Origin of the sequence: Streptomyces sp. NPDC058701, assembly GCF_042715295.1 — a bacterium.
Taxonomy (GTDB): Bacteria; Actinomycetota; Actinomycetes; order Streptomycetales; family Streptomycetaceae; genus Streptomyces.
In genome coordinates, this window is record NZ_JBHXSY010000039.1 from 49676 (window position 1) to 62856 (window position 13181).

Annotated in this window: 15 protein-coding genes; 6 read left to right on the plus strand and 9 right to left on the minus strand. The window is 73.5% G+C overall.

The genetic code is table 11. The annotated features are described in order from the left end of the window. Nucleotides 1-122: 122 nt before the first annotated feature. From ACFWW8_RS30350 to ACFWW8_RS30360, 3 genes are all read right to left on the minus strand, one after another. Nucleotides 123-1109, minus strand: a complete 987-nt coding sequence (locus ACFWW8_RS30350; protein ID WP_386533740.1) for a sigma-70 family RNA polymerase sigma factor — start codon at nt 1107-1109, stop codon at nt 123-125. A 75-nt stretch (nt 1110-1184) separates the two neighbouring features. Continuing rightward, entirely contained in the window at nt 1185-1892 is a 708-nt protein-coding gene (locus ACFWW8_RS30355; RefSeq protein ID WP_386533743.1) for a L,D-transpeptidase family protein, read from the minus strand. A gap of 91 nt (nt 1893-1983) precedes the next feature. Continuing rightward, the gene (locus ACFWW8_RS30360) at nt 1984-3336 is read right to left on the minus strand and encodes an MFS transporter (protein WP_386533745.1); all 1353 of its coding nucleotides are present in this window, start codon (nt 3334-3336) and stop codon (nt 1984-1986) included. A 98-nt stretch (nt 3337-3434) separates the two neighbouring features. Between ACFWW8_RS30360 and ACFWW8_RS30365 the strand changes: the two genes are divergently transcribed. After that, nucleotides 3435-4373 carry a LysR family transcriptional regulator gene (locus tag ACFWW8_RS30365; protein ID WP_386533787.1) on the plus strand — a complete coding sequence of 313 codons (939 nt, stop codon included), beginning with the start codon at nt 3435-3437 and terminating at the stop codon, nt 4371-4373. Here ACFWW8_RS30365 and ACFWW8_RS30370 read toward each other — a convergent pair. Then, entirely contained in the window at nt 4345-5415 is a 1071-nt protein-coding gene (locus ACFWW8_RS30370) for a LuxR C-terminal-related transcriptional regulator (protein ID WP_386533748.1), read from the minus strand. The two genes, ACFWW8_RS30365 and ACFWW8_RS30370, sit on opposite strands and share 29 nt — an antisense overlap. Nucleotides 5416-5551: 136 nt before the next feature. Between ACFWW8_RS30370 and ACFWW8_RS30375 the strand changes: the two genes are divergently transcribed. Continuing rightward, nucleotides 5552-6796: an ATP-grasp domain-containing protein gene (locus ACFWW8_RS30375; protein ID WP_386533750.1), complete on the plus strand. Its 1245-nt coding sequence runs from the start codon at nt 5552-5554 to the stop codon at nt 6794-6796. Here the strand turns inward: ACFWW8_RS30375 and ACFWW8_RS30380 are convergent. Further along, complete coding sequence (locus ACFWW8_RS30380) at nt 6772-7143, minus strand: cupin domain-containing protein (RefSeq protein WP_386533753.1); 372 nt, start codon at nt 7141-7143, stop codon at nt 6772-6774. The two genes, ACFWW8_RS30375 and ACFWW8_RS30380, sit on opposite strands and share 25 nt — an antisense overlap. Nucleotides 7144-7260: 117 nt before the next feature. After that, the gene (locus ACFWW8_RS30385) at nt 7261-7986 is read right to left on the minus strand and encodes an alpha/beta hydrolase (RefSeq protein ID WP_386533755.1); all 726 of its coding nucleotides are present in this window, start codon (nt 7984-7986) and stop codon (nt 7261-7263) included. 113 nt (nt 7987-8099) lie between these two features. On the opposite strand from ACFWW8_RS30385, the gene ACFWW8_RS30390 reads away from it, so the two are divergent. The 3 genes from ACFWW8_RS30390 to ACFWW8_RS30400 all read left to right on the plus strand — a co-directional run bounded on the left by ACFWW8_RS30390 (nt 8100) and on the right by ACFWW8_RS30400 (nt 10555). Then, nucleotides 8100-9248 (plus strand): adenosine deaminase, encoded by a 1149-nt coding sequence (locus ACFWW8_RS30390; protein ID WP_386533758.1) that lies wholly within the window; start codon nt 8100-8102, stop codon nt 9246-9248. 137 nt (nt 9249-9385) lie between these two features. Then, on the plus strand, nt 9386-9652 hold the full coding sequence (locus ACFWW8_RS30395; protein ID WP_267723247.1) for a hypothetical protein: 267 nt from the start codon (nt 9386-9388) through the stop codon (nt 9650-9652). A 138-nt stretch (nt 9653-9790) separates the two neighbouring features. Next, nucleotides 9791-10555, plus strand: coding sequence for a hypothetical protein (locus tag ACFWW8_RS30400; protein ID WP_386533761.1), 765 nt, complete (start codon nt 9791-9793; stop codon nt 10553-10555). A gap of 12 nt (nt 10556-10567) precedes the next feature. Here the strand turns inward: ACFWW8_RS30400 and ACFWW8_RS30405 are convergent, their stop codons facing one another. From ACFWW8_RS30405 to ACFWW8_RS30415, 3 genes are all read right to left on the minus strand, one after another. Then, nucleotides 10568-10768 carry a PspC domain-containing protein gene (locus ACFWW8_RS30405; RefSeq protein ID WP_386533763.1) on the minus strand — a complete coding sequence of 67 codons (201 nt, stop codon included), beginning with the start codon at nt 10766-10768 and terminating at the stop codon, nt 10568-10570. A 38-nt stretch (nt 10769-10806) separates the two neighbouring features. Further along, nucleotides 10807-11379, minus strand: coding sequence for a VanZ family protein (locus tag ACFWW8_RS30410; RefSeq protein WP_386533766.1), 573 nt, complete (start codon nt 11377-11379; stop codon nt 10807-10809). A 76-nt stretch (nt 11380-11455) separates the two neighbouring features. Continuing rightward, nucleotides 11456-12103, minus strand: coding sequence for a PH domain-containing protein (locus ACFWW8_RS30415; protein ID WP_386533769.1), 648 nt, complete (start codon nt 12101-12103; stop codon nt 11456-11458). Between the two features lie 157 nt (nt 12104-12260). On the opposite strand from ACFWW8_RS30415, the gene deoC reads away from it, so the two are divergent. Then, the coding region (deoC, locus tag ACFWW8_RS30420; protein ID WP_386533790.1) for a deoxyribose-phosphate aldolase at nt 12261-13181 on the plus strand (921 nt) is incomplete at its 3' end.

The window sequence follows — 13181 nt, forward strand, 5'->3', positions numbered from 1 at the left end:
CAGCGCCCACGCTCGCGACCGTCCAGGCCCTCGCGCGGGCCGCACTGACCGCCCGGCGCCTCGGCGTCCCCCTCCGGGTGCGGGCCGCGCCCGGTCTGCTCGGTCTGCTGGAGCTCGTGGGACTAGGGGAGCTGCTCGGGGAGGCCGAAGAGCGGGAACCACCGGGCGGTGTCCAGGAAGGCGTTGAGCCCGACGATCTTCCCGTCTGAGATCTCCAGCACCTGGAGCGCCCACGGGGTGTGACCCTTCCCGGAGGCCGCCGGCCGGTACTGCCCGAAGGCCGGCATGCCGTTCGCCGTCGTCGGGACGAGCCGGGATCCCTTGCAGCCGATGCCCTGGTTCAGGTGCCAGGCGGCGATGTCCTCGTGGCCCCGGAGCCACAGGTCGAACGGCGGCATCGACAGCACCGCGTCCTCGTGCAGCAGCGCGGTCAGCCGGGAGATGTCGTACGCCTCGAACGCCGCCAGGTAGCGCTCCAGCAGCTTCGCCTGCTCCGCGTCCAGCGGATCCGCCGGGTCGCTCTCGCGCAGCGCGTGGCCCGCGAGCGTCGCCCGCGCCCGCTGGAGGGCGCTGTTGACCGAGGCCGTGGTGGTGTCCAGGAGCTGCGCGACCTCGTCGGCCTTCCAGGCCAGCACCTCCCGCAGGATGAGCACGGCCCGCTGCTTCGCCGGCAGGTGCTGGAGCGCGGCGACGAACGCCAGCCGCACGGACTCCTTGGCCAGCGCCGTCTCGGCGGGATCGGCGGTCTGCGGCAGCACCCGGCCGTCCGGCACGGGCTCCAGCCAGGTCACCTCCGACCGCTCGTTCAGCACGGCCGAGGCCTGGTGCTGCGGGGCGGTGAGGTCCATGGGGCGGGCCCGCTTGTTCCCGGCCTTCAGCAGGTCCAGGCAGACGTTGGTGGCGATCCGGTACAGCCACGAGCGCAGCGACGAGCGGCCCTCGAACTTCTCCCGGGCGCGCCAGGCGCGGATGTACGTCTCCTGCACCGCGTCCTCGGCGTCGAAGGCGGAGCCGAGCATGCGGTAGCAGTAACCGGTGAGCTCGATGCGGTACCGGTCCATCGCGGTGTCCAGATCCGGTTCCGGCGGTGTCGTCGCGAGGTCGCTCATGGCTGTCGTTCCCCCAGGTGGCTTCCGATACTCCGGAAACTACCCGAGGGGTCCGACAACGGCAGCCGGAGGCGTCTACGTGCCGGGCTTGCGCCCGTAGACGTAGACGGAGTTCCCGTTGCCCAGCATGTTCCAGTACGCCTTGGCGTCGGCGGTCCGCATGTTCACGCAGCCCCCCGAGCCCGGCGGGTTCCACATGCTCTTGGTGGTCGAGTGGAAGGCGATCCCGCCGTCGAAGAACTGCGAGTACGGCATCGAGACGTTGTAGATCGTCGACCAGTGGTTGATGCTGCGGTAGTAGATCGACTTCAGGCCGGTCCGGGTCTCGGTGCCGTCCTTGCCGGTGCGCACGGGCACCGGGGCGTACTTCACGGTGGAGCCGTCCTGTATCCAGCTGATCTGCCGCGTCAGGTCGACGCAGGCGATCCGCCCCCGGTTCGTCGGACAGCTGCCGTCCTTGTTCGGATTGGGTCCGACCGACCACTGGGTCAGGATCAGGCTCATCGTCTGCCAGGTCAGCGGCCCGGCGTACCCCTGCGTCGGGGTTATCCCGTGGGTGGCCTGGAACGCCTTGATGGCATTGCAGTCGGCCGCCGACTGGATCCCGTCCACCGGCCGCCCCAGGAACTGCTCCACCTGCCGCTGGTACGGCCCGGTCGTCAGGTTGCACGAGGCGGCCTGCGCCGCGCCGCCCCCCGCGACCACCACCGGTACGGCCATCGCAGCCGCCGCCGCGAACACCACCGCCGCCCGCCGCCTCACGCGCGTGCGCTTCTCCCCCATCAGGTCCTCCCCTTGTCCTCGGACTGCTGTCCTACCGGTTCAATGCCCGGAAAACAACCACGGGTTACCTGGAGGGGATGCGTAGATTCCCTCAGCGCGCGACGGCCGCGGCCGTCATCGTCCGGCGCTCCGCGCGGGCCGCGTGCGACCCGTACAGCGTGATCGACACGACGCCCAGCACGGCCAGCAGCGCGATGCCCACCGTCGCCGCCCACCCGGCGGAGTGGTAGGCGAGCGCGCCCAGCGTGCCGCCGGCGCTGGAGCCCAGGTAGTACGCCGACTGGTAGAGCGCGGAGGCCTGCGCCCGGCCCGTCTTCGCCGTACGGCTCACGGCGGCGGACGCCACGGCGTGGCCCGCGAAGAAGCCCGCCGTGATCAGCACCAGCCCGGCGAGGATCAGGGTTAGGGAGTCGGCCAGGGAGAACAGCAGCCCGAGCGCGGTGGTGGTCACCGCCAGGTACAGCGCGCCGCGCCGCCCCGCACGGGCCACGAGCCGGCCGGCGGCGGCCGAGGAGACCGTGCCGACCAGGTAGATCAGGAAGATCGACCCGATCACGCCCTGGCCCAGCGAGAACGGCTCGTCGACGAGCCGGTAGCCGATCACGGTGTACACGGCCCCGAAGACGGTCATGAACAGCGCGCCGATCCCGTACAGCCGCAGCAGCAGCGGGTCCCGCAGGTGCCCGGAGACCGTACGGCCCACCGCGCGTGGGTTCAGCGACGCCGGCCGGAAGAACCGGGCCCGGGGCAGCAGCACCAGGAAGGCCGCCGCGCAGGCCAGCGACAACAGGCCCACGGACAGCAGGCCCACCCGCCAGCCGCCCAGCTGCGCCCCCCAGCCCGTGACGAGACGGCCGCTCATGCCGCCGATGGAGTTGCCCGCGACGAACAGGCCGATCGCGCCGACGAGCGCCTTCGGCTTCACCTCCTCCGCGAGGTACGCCATCGCGGAGGCCGGGATGCCGGCGATCGCCGCGCCCTGGACGCCGCGCAGGACGACCAGCCACTCCAGGCTCGGCGCGAACGGCACCAGCAGGCCCACGGCCACGGCCACCACCATCGACCAGGTCATCATCCGGGTGCGTCCGAACCGCTCGGACAGCGCGCTCAGCGGCAGGACGAACAGCGCGAGCGCGCCGGTGGCCGCGGACACCGTCCAGCTGGCCTGACCCGCCGTCACGCCGAAGCCCGCGGAGACGGCGGGCAGCAGCGCCTGCGTGGAGTAGAGGAGCGCGAAGGTGGCGAGGCCGGCGGCGAAGAGCGCGAGGCTCATGCGGCGGTAACCGGGGCGGCCGGGCTCGCGGCCCTCGGGGGCGGCGGCGGGCGGCGCCGACCGCGGCGCGGACCGCGGCGCGGATGCGGGCGCCGGCTCCGGCGCGGGTTCGGCGAACGACGAGGTGGAGGCACCCGGGATGACGGGTGCCCCGGTATGAGCGGGAGGCATACGTCGAAGGTAGGCCCGTGGTTTTCATGCGTCCAATGCACGGATTCGTGATAATCGTTCCACTCACGCATCAGCACAGCTCAGGACGGCGCATGTCGATGAACCGTTACGAAGAAGACATGGCGATGACACGCCTGCTGGCCCCGCGCCTCGCGTACTTCGCGGCCGTGGCCCGGCACGAGCACGTCACCCGCGCCGCGCACGAGCTCGGCGTCCCCCAGTCGACCCTGTCGCGGGCCATGGTCCGGCTCGAACAGGACCTCGGCGTCGCGCTGTTCGCCCGCAAGGGCCGTACGGTCGCCCTCACCACCGCGGGCCACACCTTCCTCGCCTCCGCCGAGCGGGCCCTCGACGGGATCGCCCGCGCCGCCGAGTCCGTCCAGCAGGACGCCGACCCCACCGCCGGCAAGGTGGCCTTCGGCTTCCTGCACACCCTGGGCTCCGAGACCGTGCCCGGCCTGATCCGCGCCTTCCGCGCCGACCACCCCCGCATCCGCTTCTCGCTCGTCCAGAACTACGGCGAGGCCATGCTGGAGCGGCTGCGCGCCGGCGAGCTCGACCTCTGCCTGACCTCGCCCCTCCCCGACGCCCCCGACCTCGTCGCCCGCCGCCTGGACGAGCAGCGGCTGCGCCTGGTCGTCCCCGACGACCACCGCCTCGCCGGGCGCAAGCGCATCCGCCTCGCCGAGGCCGCCGAGGAAACCTTCGTCACCCTGGAGCCCGGCTACGGCCTGCGCCGCATCACCGACGACCTGTGCGCCGAGGCCGGCTTCACGCCCCGGGTCGCCTTCGAGGGCGAGGAGGCCGAGACCCTGCGCGGCCTGGTCGCCGCCGGACTCGGCGTGGCCCTGCTGCCGCCCCCGGCCGTGGCCCGCCCGGGAGTCGTCGAGCTGACGGTCACCGCCCCGCGCGCGGTCCGCGAGATCGGCGTCGCCTGGCTCGACGGCCACCCGGACACCCCGCCGGTGGCCGAGTTCAAGCGTTTCCTGCTGTCCCGCCGCGGCCGCCTCATCCCGGAGCTGGAGCCACCGGCGTAGGTTCCGTCCCCCCTTCCCGCTCCCGCTCCCGCTCCGGATCCGGCACCGGGTGCGCGGACAGCAGGAATCCCGCCTGGAAGCGGGACTTGGCCCCCACCGCCCGCATGATCTCCGCGATGTGCCGCTGGCACGTCCGCTCGGACATGCCGAGCCGCCGGGCGATCACCTTGTCCTCCAGCCCCTCCGACAGCAGCCGCACGATCGTCTGCCGCAGCTCGTCGGAGATCGACCGGGCCGCCTCCGGGCTCACCGTCACCGGGAACGGCTGGGCCCCCAGCCAGGACCGCTCGAACGCCGCCGTCATGAAGTGCACGACGCTCGGCTCCCGCACCACCAGCGCCGCCCCGCTGCGGTCCGGCACCGCCATCAGGCCCGTGTGCGCGTCGAAGACCAGCATCCGCATCAGCCCGTCGCCGAGCGTCCGCACCTGCGCGCCCAGCGCCGTCACCCGCTCCACGTACGCCGCCGTGGGCCGCGAGTAGCGCGCCGTGTGCTGGTAGATGGTCCGCATCCGGACCCCGCGCGCCAGCAGCGACTCGTCCCGCCCGATCGACTCCTCCAGCGTCTCCAGCGGCCGGCCGCCGCCCGGCTGGGAGGTCAGCAGCTCCCGCTCGCAGGAGGCGACCAGCTCCGCGATCAGACCCCGTACGGCGCCCAGGTCGGTCACCAGCTCCAGCCGCCCCGAACCACCGCTCGGGTCCCGGTGCGCGGCCCCCGCCTCGTACGCCGGAACCAGGGCCTCCAGCCGCCCCCGCAGCCGGTCCATCTCGTCGTGGGTCTCCCGTACGAGCAGGGCCAGCGGGGCCAGCGCCCGGGCCGCCGCCGCGCGGGGCGCGACCGCGCTCCACCGGTCGGGCGCGCCGCCGGGCGCCCGCTGGAGCAGGTGCGCGGCCGCCAGCTCGGTGATCGCGGCGGCCGCGCGCACGCCGAGGGCCTCGGTCGCCTCGGCGGCGCCGAAGTCGTGCCGCTCGACGGCGTACGCGTAGAGGCGCCGGGCCGTGGGGCTCAGCTCCTCGTGCTCTCCGGGTGGGTCGGCTGGCATATGCGTATTCGTCCCGGGGTGTGTCCGTTTGTAAACCCCTCGTGTTCCCGCAAGGCGGCAAGACGACGCGTGCCCGGCCGCTACCGGCATATGCCGAAGCGGCACAGTGGTCGCACGGCGTGAGGGGGAGCGCGGTATGCGGCAGCGGACACCCATCGAGGGGCGGGAGCCCGTTGCCGTCCTGCTGAGCCCTCGACCCGCCGTGGTGGCGGCCGCCCGCCGCGCGGGAGCGCGCACCGTGGTGGTCGCGCCGGTTCCACCGGTGCCGTCCGACCGTGAGGGGGCGGAGCGGCGGGTACGGGCGGACTGGCGCGACCACCGCCGCCTCGTCGGCGCCGTCGGCCGGATGGAGGAGGTCCGCGAGGGCCGCGCCGCCGTCTTCGGCTTCGACGCGGCCTCGGCCCTGGCGGCCGCCCGCGCCAACGAGGAACTGGGCCTGCCCGGCACCCCCGCCGCCGCCGTCACCGCCCTCATGGACAAGGCCGCCCTGCGGGCCCGCTCCAACGCGCTGCACCCCGCCCGGCCCGTCTCCTTCGCCCGTTGCGGCCGCGCCGCGACCCTCCCCTTCGTCACGGCCCTCATCGGCTACCCCTGCGTGGTGAAACCGCGGGCCGGCGGCGACGGCGAGGGCGTCCGCCTCGTCCGCGACGAGGCCGAGGCGTCTGCCGCCGCCCTCGCCTACCCGGAGGTCACCGACCTCCTCGTCGAGGAGTACCTCGACGGCCCCGAGCTCGCCGTCGAGGCCCTGTCCCGGGATGGCCGCCACCGCGTCCTCGGCTGGGCCCGCCGCCGGACGGGCCCGGGCCTGACCGCCACCGGCCACGAACTGCCCGTGCCCCTGGACCCCGGCACCGCCGACGCCGTACGGGCCCTCGTGCGGGGCGTCCTCGACCTCGCGGGCCACGGCGACGGCCCCTCCCACACCGAGGTCGTCCTCACCCGGCACGGCCCCCGCCTGATCGAGGCGCACGCCCGCCCCGGCGTCGAGGAGCTCGCCCGGCTGCTCCGGCTCGCCCACGGCACCGACGTTCTCGGCCTCGCGCTCGCGTCCGGGCTGCGCCTGCCGGATCCGGCGCGCAGCCCCCGCGCCGCCTGCGCCGGGCTGCGGTACGTGGACTTCCCGCCCGGCCGCCGCCTCGACGGGGTGCGCCCGGGGATCGCCGCGGCCCGCGCCGTGCCGGGGGTGGTGCGGGTCCAGCTGGAGATACCGGCGGGCGCCACCGTCCGACGCGCTCCGACGGGGGCCCTGCACCACGCGTACGTCCTGGCGACCGCCGCGACCCCCGGCTCCCTGGCCCGCACGCTGGACCGCGCCACGGGCCTGCTGGGCCAGGCCCCGCCCGCCCGCCTGATTCCTCAGCCGGAGGGCGGCCTGGCGTAGTTCCCGTATCCGGTCCAGTCCAGGAGGACGCAGGGCTCGTCGCCCAGGACCCAGGCGTCGTGCCCGGGAGCCGCCTGGAGGAAGTCGCCCGGTCCGGCCTCGACGGCGTCCCCGGAGTCCATGACGACCCGGATCCGGCCGCTCACCACGTATCCCGTGTGCGCGGACTCGCAGCTCTCGGTGCCGGCCAGCGGCTTGATGTGCTCCGACCACTTCCAGCCCGGCTCGAACACCGCGCGGCCGACCTGTCCGCCGTCCGTCTCCAGCAGGTCCAGCCGGCCCTTGCCGGCGAGGAAGGGCCGTGTCTCGTCGGCCGCGTCGAAGTTCTTGCACACCAGATCGGCCATGATCATCGCCTCCGGGGAGAAGTCCCCGAGTCCTCGATCTCACTGTACGCCCGGCCGCCCGGCCCGGCTCGGGCCTCGTGCCGGGCGGGCGCCGGGACGGCCGGGCGGCCCGGCGCGTCAGCGCCGCGGCGGCCTGCCGAAGCCGGAGGCGAGCGGCATCCGCAGGCCCAGCGGCGGGGGCGCCGCCAGGGCGTCCGTCACCGGGCGCGAGTACCGGTCCGAGAACACCGACCCGAGGGCGAAGTCCACGGCCAGCGCCACGACTTCCGCCTGGTGTTCGCGCAGCCCGTGCCCGTCCGAGTGCACCTCGAACCGGCACGTCGCCCGGTTCGCCTTCTTCGCCCGCGCCGCCAGCAGGAACGAGGCCTCCGGGTCGCTGCGCGCGTCGTTCGTGCCGTGCACGATCAGCACCCGCCGCCCCGCCAGGTGTTTCACCGGCTCGGGCGCCTGCGCGGCCGCCCCCGCCTCCGGAAGGCAGGGGGCCATCGCCAGAACGGAGTTGACGGCCTCGTGCCCCGCCGCCCGCAGCGCGGCCAGGCCGCCCGCGCCGTAGCCGGCCAGGCACACCGGCACGTCGCCGTAGCGCCGCACCACCTCGTCCACCGCCCACCGCGCCTGCTCCTCGCGGGGGGCGTCCCCGCCGTGCTGGACCGTGTGCGCGGCCAGCCCCTCCGTTCCGCCCGCCCGGGCCAGCGCCCGCGCGAGCGGGCGCAGGGGACCGGGGGAGAATCTGGACGCTCCGGGAAGCAGGAGCACCACACCGTTGACCGTCGTGACCGAACCGTTCGCGCCGGCCGCCCGCCCCAAGCGGGCCCCGCGCGCCGGCGGCGCATGCTGTGCCATGGCGGAACAGTCTCAGACCCCGAGGCGTACGCCATCCGTCCGCGCGGTCTCTGTTACATATCGACCCCCGTCGCCGGGGCACGCTCTACGCGCGTAGGAGCTAGAGTGCCCAGATGACGAGCGAGACCCTCAACCTGCCGACCCCGGATCAGATCCGCCGCTCCCCGAAGGTGCTCCTGCACGATCACCTCGACGGTGGACTGCGCCCCGGGACCATCATCGAGCTGGCCCGCGAGGCCGGCTACGAGAACCTCCCCGAGACCGACGCCGACAAGCTCGGCATCTGGTTCCGGGAAGCCGCCGACTCCGGCTCCCTCCCGCGCTACCTCGAGACGTTCGCGCACACCTGCGCGGTCATGCAGACGAAGGAGGCCCTCTTCCGGGTCGCCGCCGAGTGCGCCGAGGACCTGGCCGAGGACGGCGTCGTGTACGCCGAGATCCGGTACGCGCCCGAGCAGCACCTGGAAGCCGGCCTGACCCTCGAAGAGGTCGTCGAGGCCGTGAACGACGGCTTCCGCGAGGGCGAGCGCCGCGCCAGGGCCAACGGCCACCGCATCCGCGTCGGCGCCCTGCTGACCGCCATGCGCCACGCGGCCCGCGCCCTGGAGATCGCCGAGCTGGCGAACCGCTACCGCGACAACGGGGTGGTCGGCTTCGACATCGCCGGCGCCGAGGCCGGGTTCCCCCCCACCCGCCACCTCGACGCGTTCGAGTACCTCAAGCGCGAGAACAACCACTTCACCATCCACGCGGGCGAGGCCTTCGGCCTGCCGTCGATCTGGCAGGCCCTGCAGTGGTGCGGCGCCGACCGCCTCGGTCACGGTGTGAAGATCATCGATGACATCGAGGTCGCCGCCGACGGCACGGTGAAGCTCGGCCGCCTGGCCTCGTACGTACGGGACAAGCGCATCCCCCTGGAGATGTGCCCGACCTCGAACCTGCAGACGGCCGCGGCCGCCTCGTACGCCGAGCACCCGATCGGTCTGCTGCGGAAACTGCACTTCAGGCTGACCGTCAACACCGACAACCGGCTGATGAGCGGCACCAGCATGAGCCGTGAGTTCGAGCACCTGGTCGACACCTTCGGGTACTCGCTGGACGACATGCAGTGGTTCACCGTCAATGCGATGAAGTCCGCGTTCATTCCTTTCGATGAACGACTGGCCATGATCAACGAGGTCATCAAGCCCGGATACGCGGAGCTGAAGTCGGAGTGGCTGTTCCAGCAGACCGCTTCCACCAGGGGTTCCGTCTCGGCCTAGGCCACGGCATGACGTACTGAAAGCGCCCGGGAGGAGCAATTCCCGGGCGCTTTCTCGTATTTACGGATGTTTGCGGGCGGGGGTTCGAAGTGACTAGTTTGCGGAGCCGCTCAATTCCCCGTCACAAGGACGATCTCATGAAGAAGTCAGCTGCCAAGACCCTCGGTGTCGCCGCTCTCGGCGCCGCCTTCGCCGTCGTCGCCGCCGGTACCGCCTCCGCAGCCGTCCCCGCCGTCGGCCTCACCGACGCACTGACCAGCGCCACCGGCGCGCTCCAGGGAGCCACCAGCCAGCAGAACGTCGGAGGCCAGCAGGGCGAGTCCTCCGACCCCGCCGCGCCGATCACCGGCCTCCTCGGCGGCCTGGCCCCGGCCACCGGCGCCCTGAACGGCCTCGGCGGCTGACCTGACGCTGCCGCGACCCGAACGCGCGCGCGGTGGGCGCACGCCTCCTCGACGAGGTGTGTGCCCCGCCGTGCCGTGTGCCACGATCACCACCAACTGCCCGCCGAAGCAATCGGTATGAGGTCTTTGGTCATGCGAATGAAGGCACGAGCGACCCTGGTCGCGCTGGTCCCCGCCCTGCTCGTCGCGGCGGTCGGATGCAGCAGTACGGACACTCCCGCCAAGGGCGAGGCCCCGGACCCCAAGGGCTCCTCCCGCCCCGCCTCCGGTGCGCCCGGCGCCCCGGCCCCGACCGCGTCGGCCCCCGCCACGACCGGCACGCCGAAGACCGGCGGCACGAAGGCGGAGCGGGCCGCGCTGGAACAGGGCGACCTGCCCGGCTACCAGATCTCCGCCCAGGGCAAGAATCCGAACGCCCCCGACGGCCAGCCACAGGCCGATCGCAAGGCCTGCCAGCCGCTGGCGGACGTCATGGGCGACAAGCCGGACCCGGCCGCCCGCGAGACGGTCAACCGCGGCGTCGGCTCCCAGAAGCAGATCGGCCTCGCCGTCTCCGCCTCCGTCAGCTCGTACACCGAGGCCGACGCCAAAGCCCTGATCAGCCGTCTGAAGGCGGCCGTCGCCGCCTGTGCCACGGGCTTCTCCGCCACCGTCGAGAAGCAGACCGGCAGCTACCGCGACGTGCGGGCCGCCGCGTACACGACGTCCGGCGACGAGAGCGTCAGCTGGACCACGACCGCGGCCGCCCAGGGCGTCTCGGCGCGGGTCCACCTGGTCGTCGTGCGCGAGGGCGACACCGTCGTACGGCTGATGGCCCTCAACGTGGCGGCCGCCGAGCAGAAGGCGCTGGTGCCGCAGGAAGTGGCGGACAAGCAGCTGGAGAAGGTCCGGCTGGCCGGCTGATCCCCGGGAGGTCTACCAGGCGGTGGAGGCGGTCTTGTCGTTCGGCAGGAGCAGCCACAGCGCCAGGTAGACCAGGAACTGCGGGCCGGGGAGCAGGCACGAGACGACGAAGATGACGCGCATCGTGTTCGCAGACGTTCCGAAGCGACGCGCCAGCGCGGCGCAGACGCCGCCTATCCAACGTCCGTCACGGGGGCGGGCCAGGGCGCTCATGGTTTCTCCTTCGTCGGGATCGCGTGTCGTGCGATGCCTCAATACTCCCGCTGGACCGCCGATACGACCTCGGTCCAGGGGCCCACCCCGACCCTGGTAATTCTCGGGGTCGCCCCCTGACACGCGGTCCGCGCGCGCCGCATCCGGGCCCGCAGCGCCGGTACGACGGCCGCGTGGGCGAGGAGTACGCCCACCGTGTTCAGCAGGACCGCGTCCACGTCGACGACCCGGCCCGGGACGGCGGTCTGGAGCAGCTCGATGCACACCGAGACCAGGGCGCCCGCGGCGGCGGTCCGGGTCAGCGAGGACCACGCGGACAGCCGCGAGGGCGCGAGCCGCCCGCTGACCAGCGGCAGCAGCACCCCCAGCGGAGCCAGCAGCGCCAGCGCCTCGCCGATCCGCCGGGCGGCCTCCAGCGGCCCGAGCGCCAGGTCCGCCCTGATCCCCTCCAGCGGGCTCAGATTGGCTGCCGCCGCCCAGGGCAGGTCCAGCGGCCGCAGGGTGAGCCAGCCGACGACCAGGAGATGAGCGGCGAGCAGGGCGCCGGCCGCGAGCCGGAGCCGGAGATGAATGGCGGTGGCGGCGTTTCCGCCGTCCTCATGACGCTGCACACCTGCGAGGACGCGTCACCGGTAGCGCCGGTTCCGCACCGGCGGGGGTGTGGCGCCGGCCACGCCGGCCGGGGTGTCAGCCGACGGCGAGCAGGACGATCAGCAGCACGGCCCCGGCCACGGCGGGGGCGATGACCTCGTACGACCAGTGCACGCGCACCCCGCCCTGGGCGCCCGCCCGCGAGGCGCCGCGCTCGGCGAGCTCGCGCAGCTCGTCCACGACGCGGTCCGCGCCCGCCCGCTGCGGCTCGGCGGGCTCGGCGGCGGCGCCGTTCTGCGCCGGGGCGGCCAAGCCGCGGCCGGTCAGTCCGCCGCGGCGGCTGAGCTGGCGCCGGTTCGCCTTCTTGCGCTCCCGCAGGGACACGGGCACCGACCAGAGCTGGTACGTGGACCCCTCGGCCAGCACCTCGGCCGAATACCCGGCGCGCACGGTGTCCACGGCCGCCCAGGGCAGCTCGACGACCCGGAAGGGGTTGCGCACGCGCATCCGGTCGTCGTTGGCGAAGACGGCCGGGCGGATGGTGAACGCCACGATCAGCGGGACCGCGCACAGCGCCAGGGCGAGCGCGATCCACGGCGTGTTCCCCGAACCCCGGACCGCGGCGTCCCCGCAGAGCCAGGCGGTCAGCCCGAGCAGCAGCACCCCGGTGACGACGGCCATGGGGGAGCGGTAGACCCGGTCGTCGTAGACGGGCTCGTCGGTCGGCTGCGGCTGGCTGCTCATGCGGTCGATTCTGCCCCACGCCGTCCCGGTGGACGAGGTCGGCGCCGCTCCCAGCCCGGCGGGCGGGCCGGAGCGAGCGGAGGTGTCGATTCCGCACCGGAATCGGGGAAGGGGGGTGACAGGTCGCTACGCGCGTAGATATGCTCATGTGGTGACCATGCCCACCACCCTCACCGCATTCGCTGACGTGACGACGTCCGACAGTGCGCTGCGCCGCTTCCTGCACGGGCTGCCCGGCGTCGACGCTGTCGGCCTGGAGGCCCGCGCGGCCGCCCTCGGCACCCGCTCGATCAAGACGACGGCCAAGGCGTACGCCATCGACCTGGCCATCTCGATGATCGACCTGACGACCCTGGAAGGCGCGGACACCCCGGGCAAGGTCCGGGCGCTCTCCGCCAAGGCCGTCATCCCCGATCCGACCGACCGCACCACCCCGACGACGGCCGCCGTCTGCGTGTATCCCGACATGGTGGCCACCGCCAAGGCGGCGCTGAACGGCGCCGACGTCAAGGTGGCCTCCGTCGCCACGGCGTTCCCCGCCGGCCGGGCCGCCCTGCCGGTCAAGCTCGCGGACACCGCGGACGCCGTGGCCGCCGGCGCGGACGAGATCGACATGGTCATCGACCGTGGCGCCTTCCTCGCCGGCCGCTACCTGGACACGTACGAGCTGATCAAGGCCGTCAAGGAGGCCTGTGTCCGCCCCGACGGCACCGCGGCCCGCCTCAAGGTCATCTTCGAGACCGGCGAGCTGTCGACGTACGACAACATCCGCCGCGCCTCCTGGATCGGCATGATGGCCGGCGCCGACTTCATCAAGACGTCGACCGGCAAGGTCGGGGTGAACGCCACCCCCGCCAACACCCTGCTGATGCTCGAAGCCGTCCGTGACTTCCGCGCGCAGACCGGCATCCAGATCGGCGTGAAGCCGGCCGGCGGCATCCGCACCACCAAGGACGCGATCAAGTTCCTGGTCCTGGTCAACGAGACCGTGGGCGAGGACTGGCTGAGCAACCACTGGTTCCGCTTCGGCGCCTCCAGCCTGCTCAACGACCTGTTGATGCAGCGCCAGAAGCTGAGC

Coding starts and splice junctions, on each gene's coding strand:
- ACFWW8_RS30385 (WP_386533755.1), bottom strand. CDS start 7,986: ATGGCACAGCATGCGCCGCCGGCGCGCGGGGCCCGCTTGGGGCGGGCG.
- ACFWW8_RS30355 (WP_386533743.1), bottom strand. CDS start 1,892: ATGGGGGAGAAGCGCACGCGCGTGAGGCGGCGGGCGGCGGTGGTGTTC.
- ACFWW8_RS30405 (WP_386533763.1), bottom strand. CDS start 10,768: ATGAGCGCCCTGGCCCGCCCCCGTGACGGACGTTGGATAGGCGGCGTC.
- ACFWW8_RS30360 (WP_386533745.1), bottom strand. CDS start 3,336: ATGCCTCCCGCTCATACCGGGGCACCCGTCATCCCGGGTGCCTCCACC.
- ACFWW8_RS30415 (WP_386533769.1), bottom strand. CDS start 12,103: ATGAGCAGCCAGCCGCAGCCGACCGACGAGCCCGTCTACGACGACCGG.
- ACFWW8_RS30375 (WP_386533750.1), top strand. CDS start 5,552: ATGCGGCAGCGGACACCCATCGAGGGGCGGGAGCCCGTTGCCGTCCTG.
- ACFWW8_RS30370 (WP_386533748.1), bottom strand. CDS start 5,415: ATGCCAGCCGACCCACCCGGAGAGCACGAGGAGCTGAGCCCCACGGCC.
- ACFWW8_RS30380 (WP_386533753.1), bottom strand. CDS start 7,143: ATGGCCGATCTGGTGTGCAAGAACTTCGACGCGGCCGACGAGACACGG.
- ACFWW8_RS30395 (WP_267723247.1), top strand. CDS start 9,386: ATGAAGAAGTCAGCTGCCAAGACCCTCGGTGTCGCCGCTCTCGGCGCC.
- ACFWW8_RS30390 (WP_386533758.1), top strand. CDS start 8,100: ATGACGAGCGAGACCCTCAACCTGCCGACCCCGGATCAGATCCGCCGC.
- ACFWW8_RS30365 (WP_386533787.1), top strand. CDS start 3,435: ATGAACCGTTACGAAGAAGACATGGCGATGACACGCCTGCTGGCCCCG.
- ACFWW8_RS30400 (WP_386533761.1), top strand. CDS start 9,791: ATGAAGGCACGAGCGACCCTGGTCGCGCTGGTCCCCGCCCTGCTCGTC.
- ACFWW8_RS30350 (WP_386533740.1), bottom strand. CDS start 1,109: ATGAGCGACCTCGCGACGACACCGCCGGAACCGGATCTGGACACCGCG.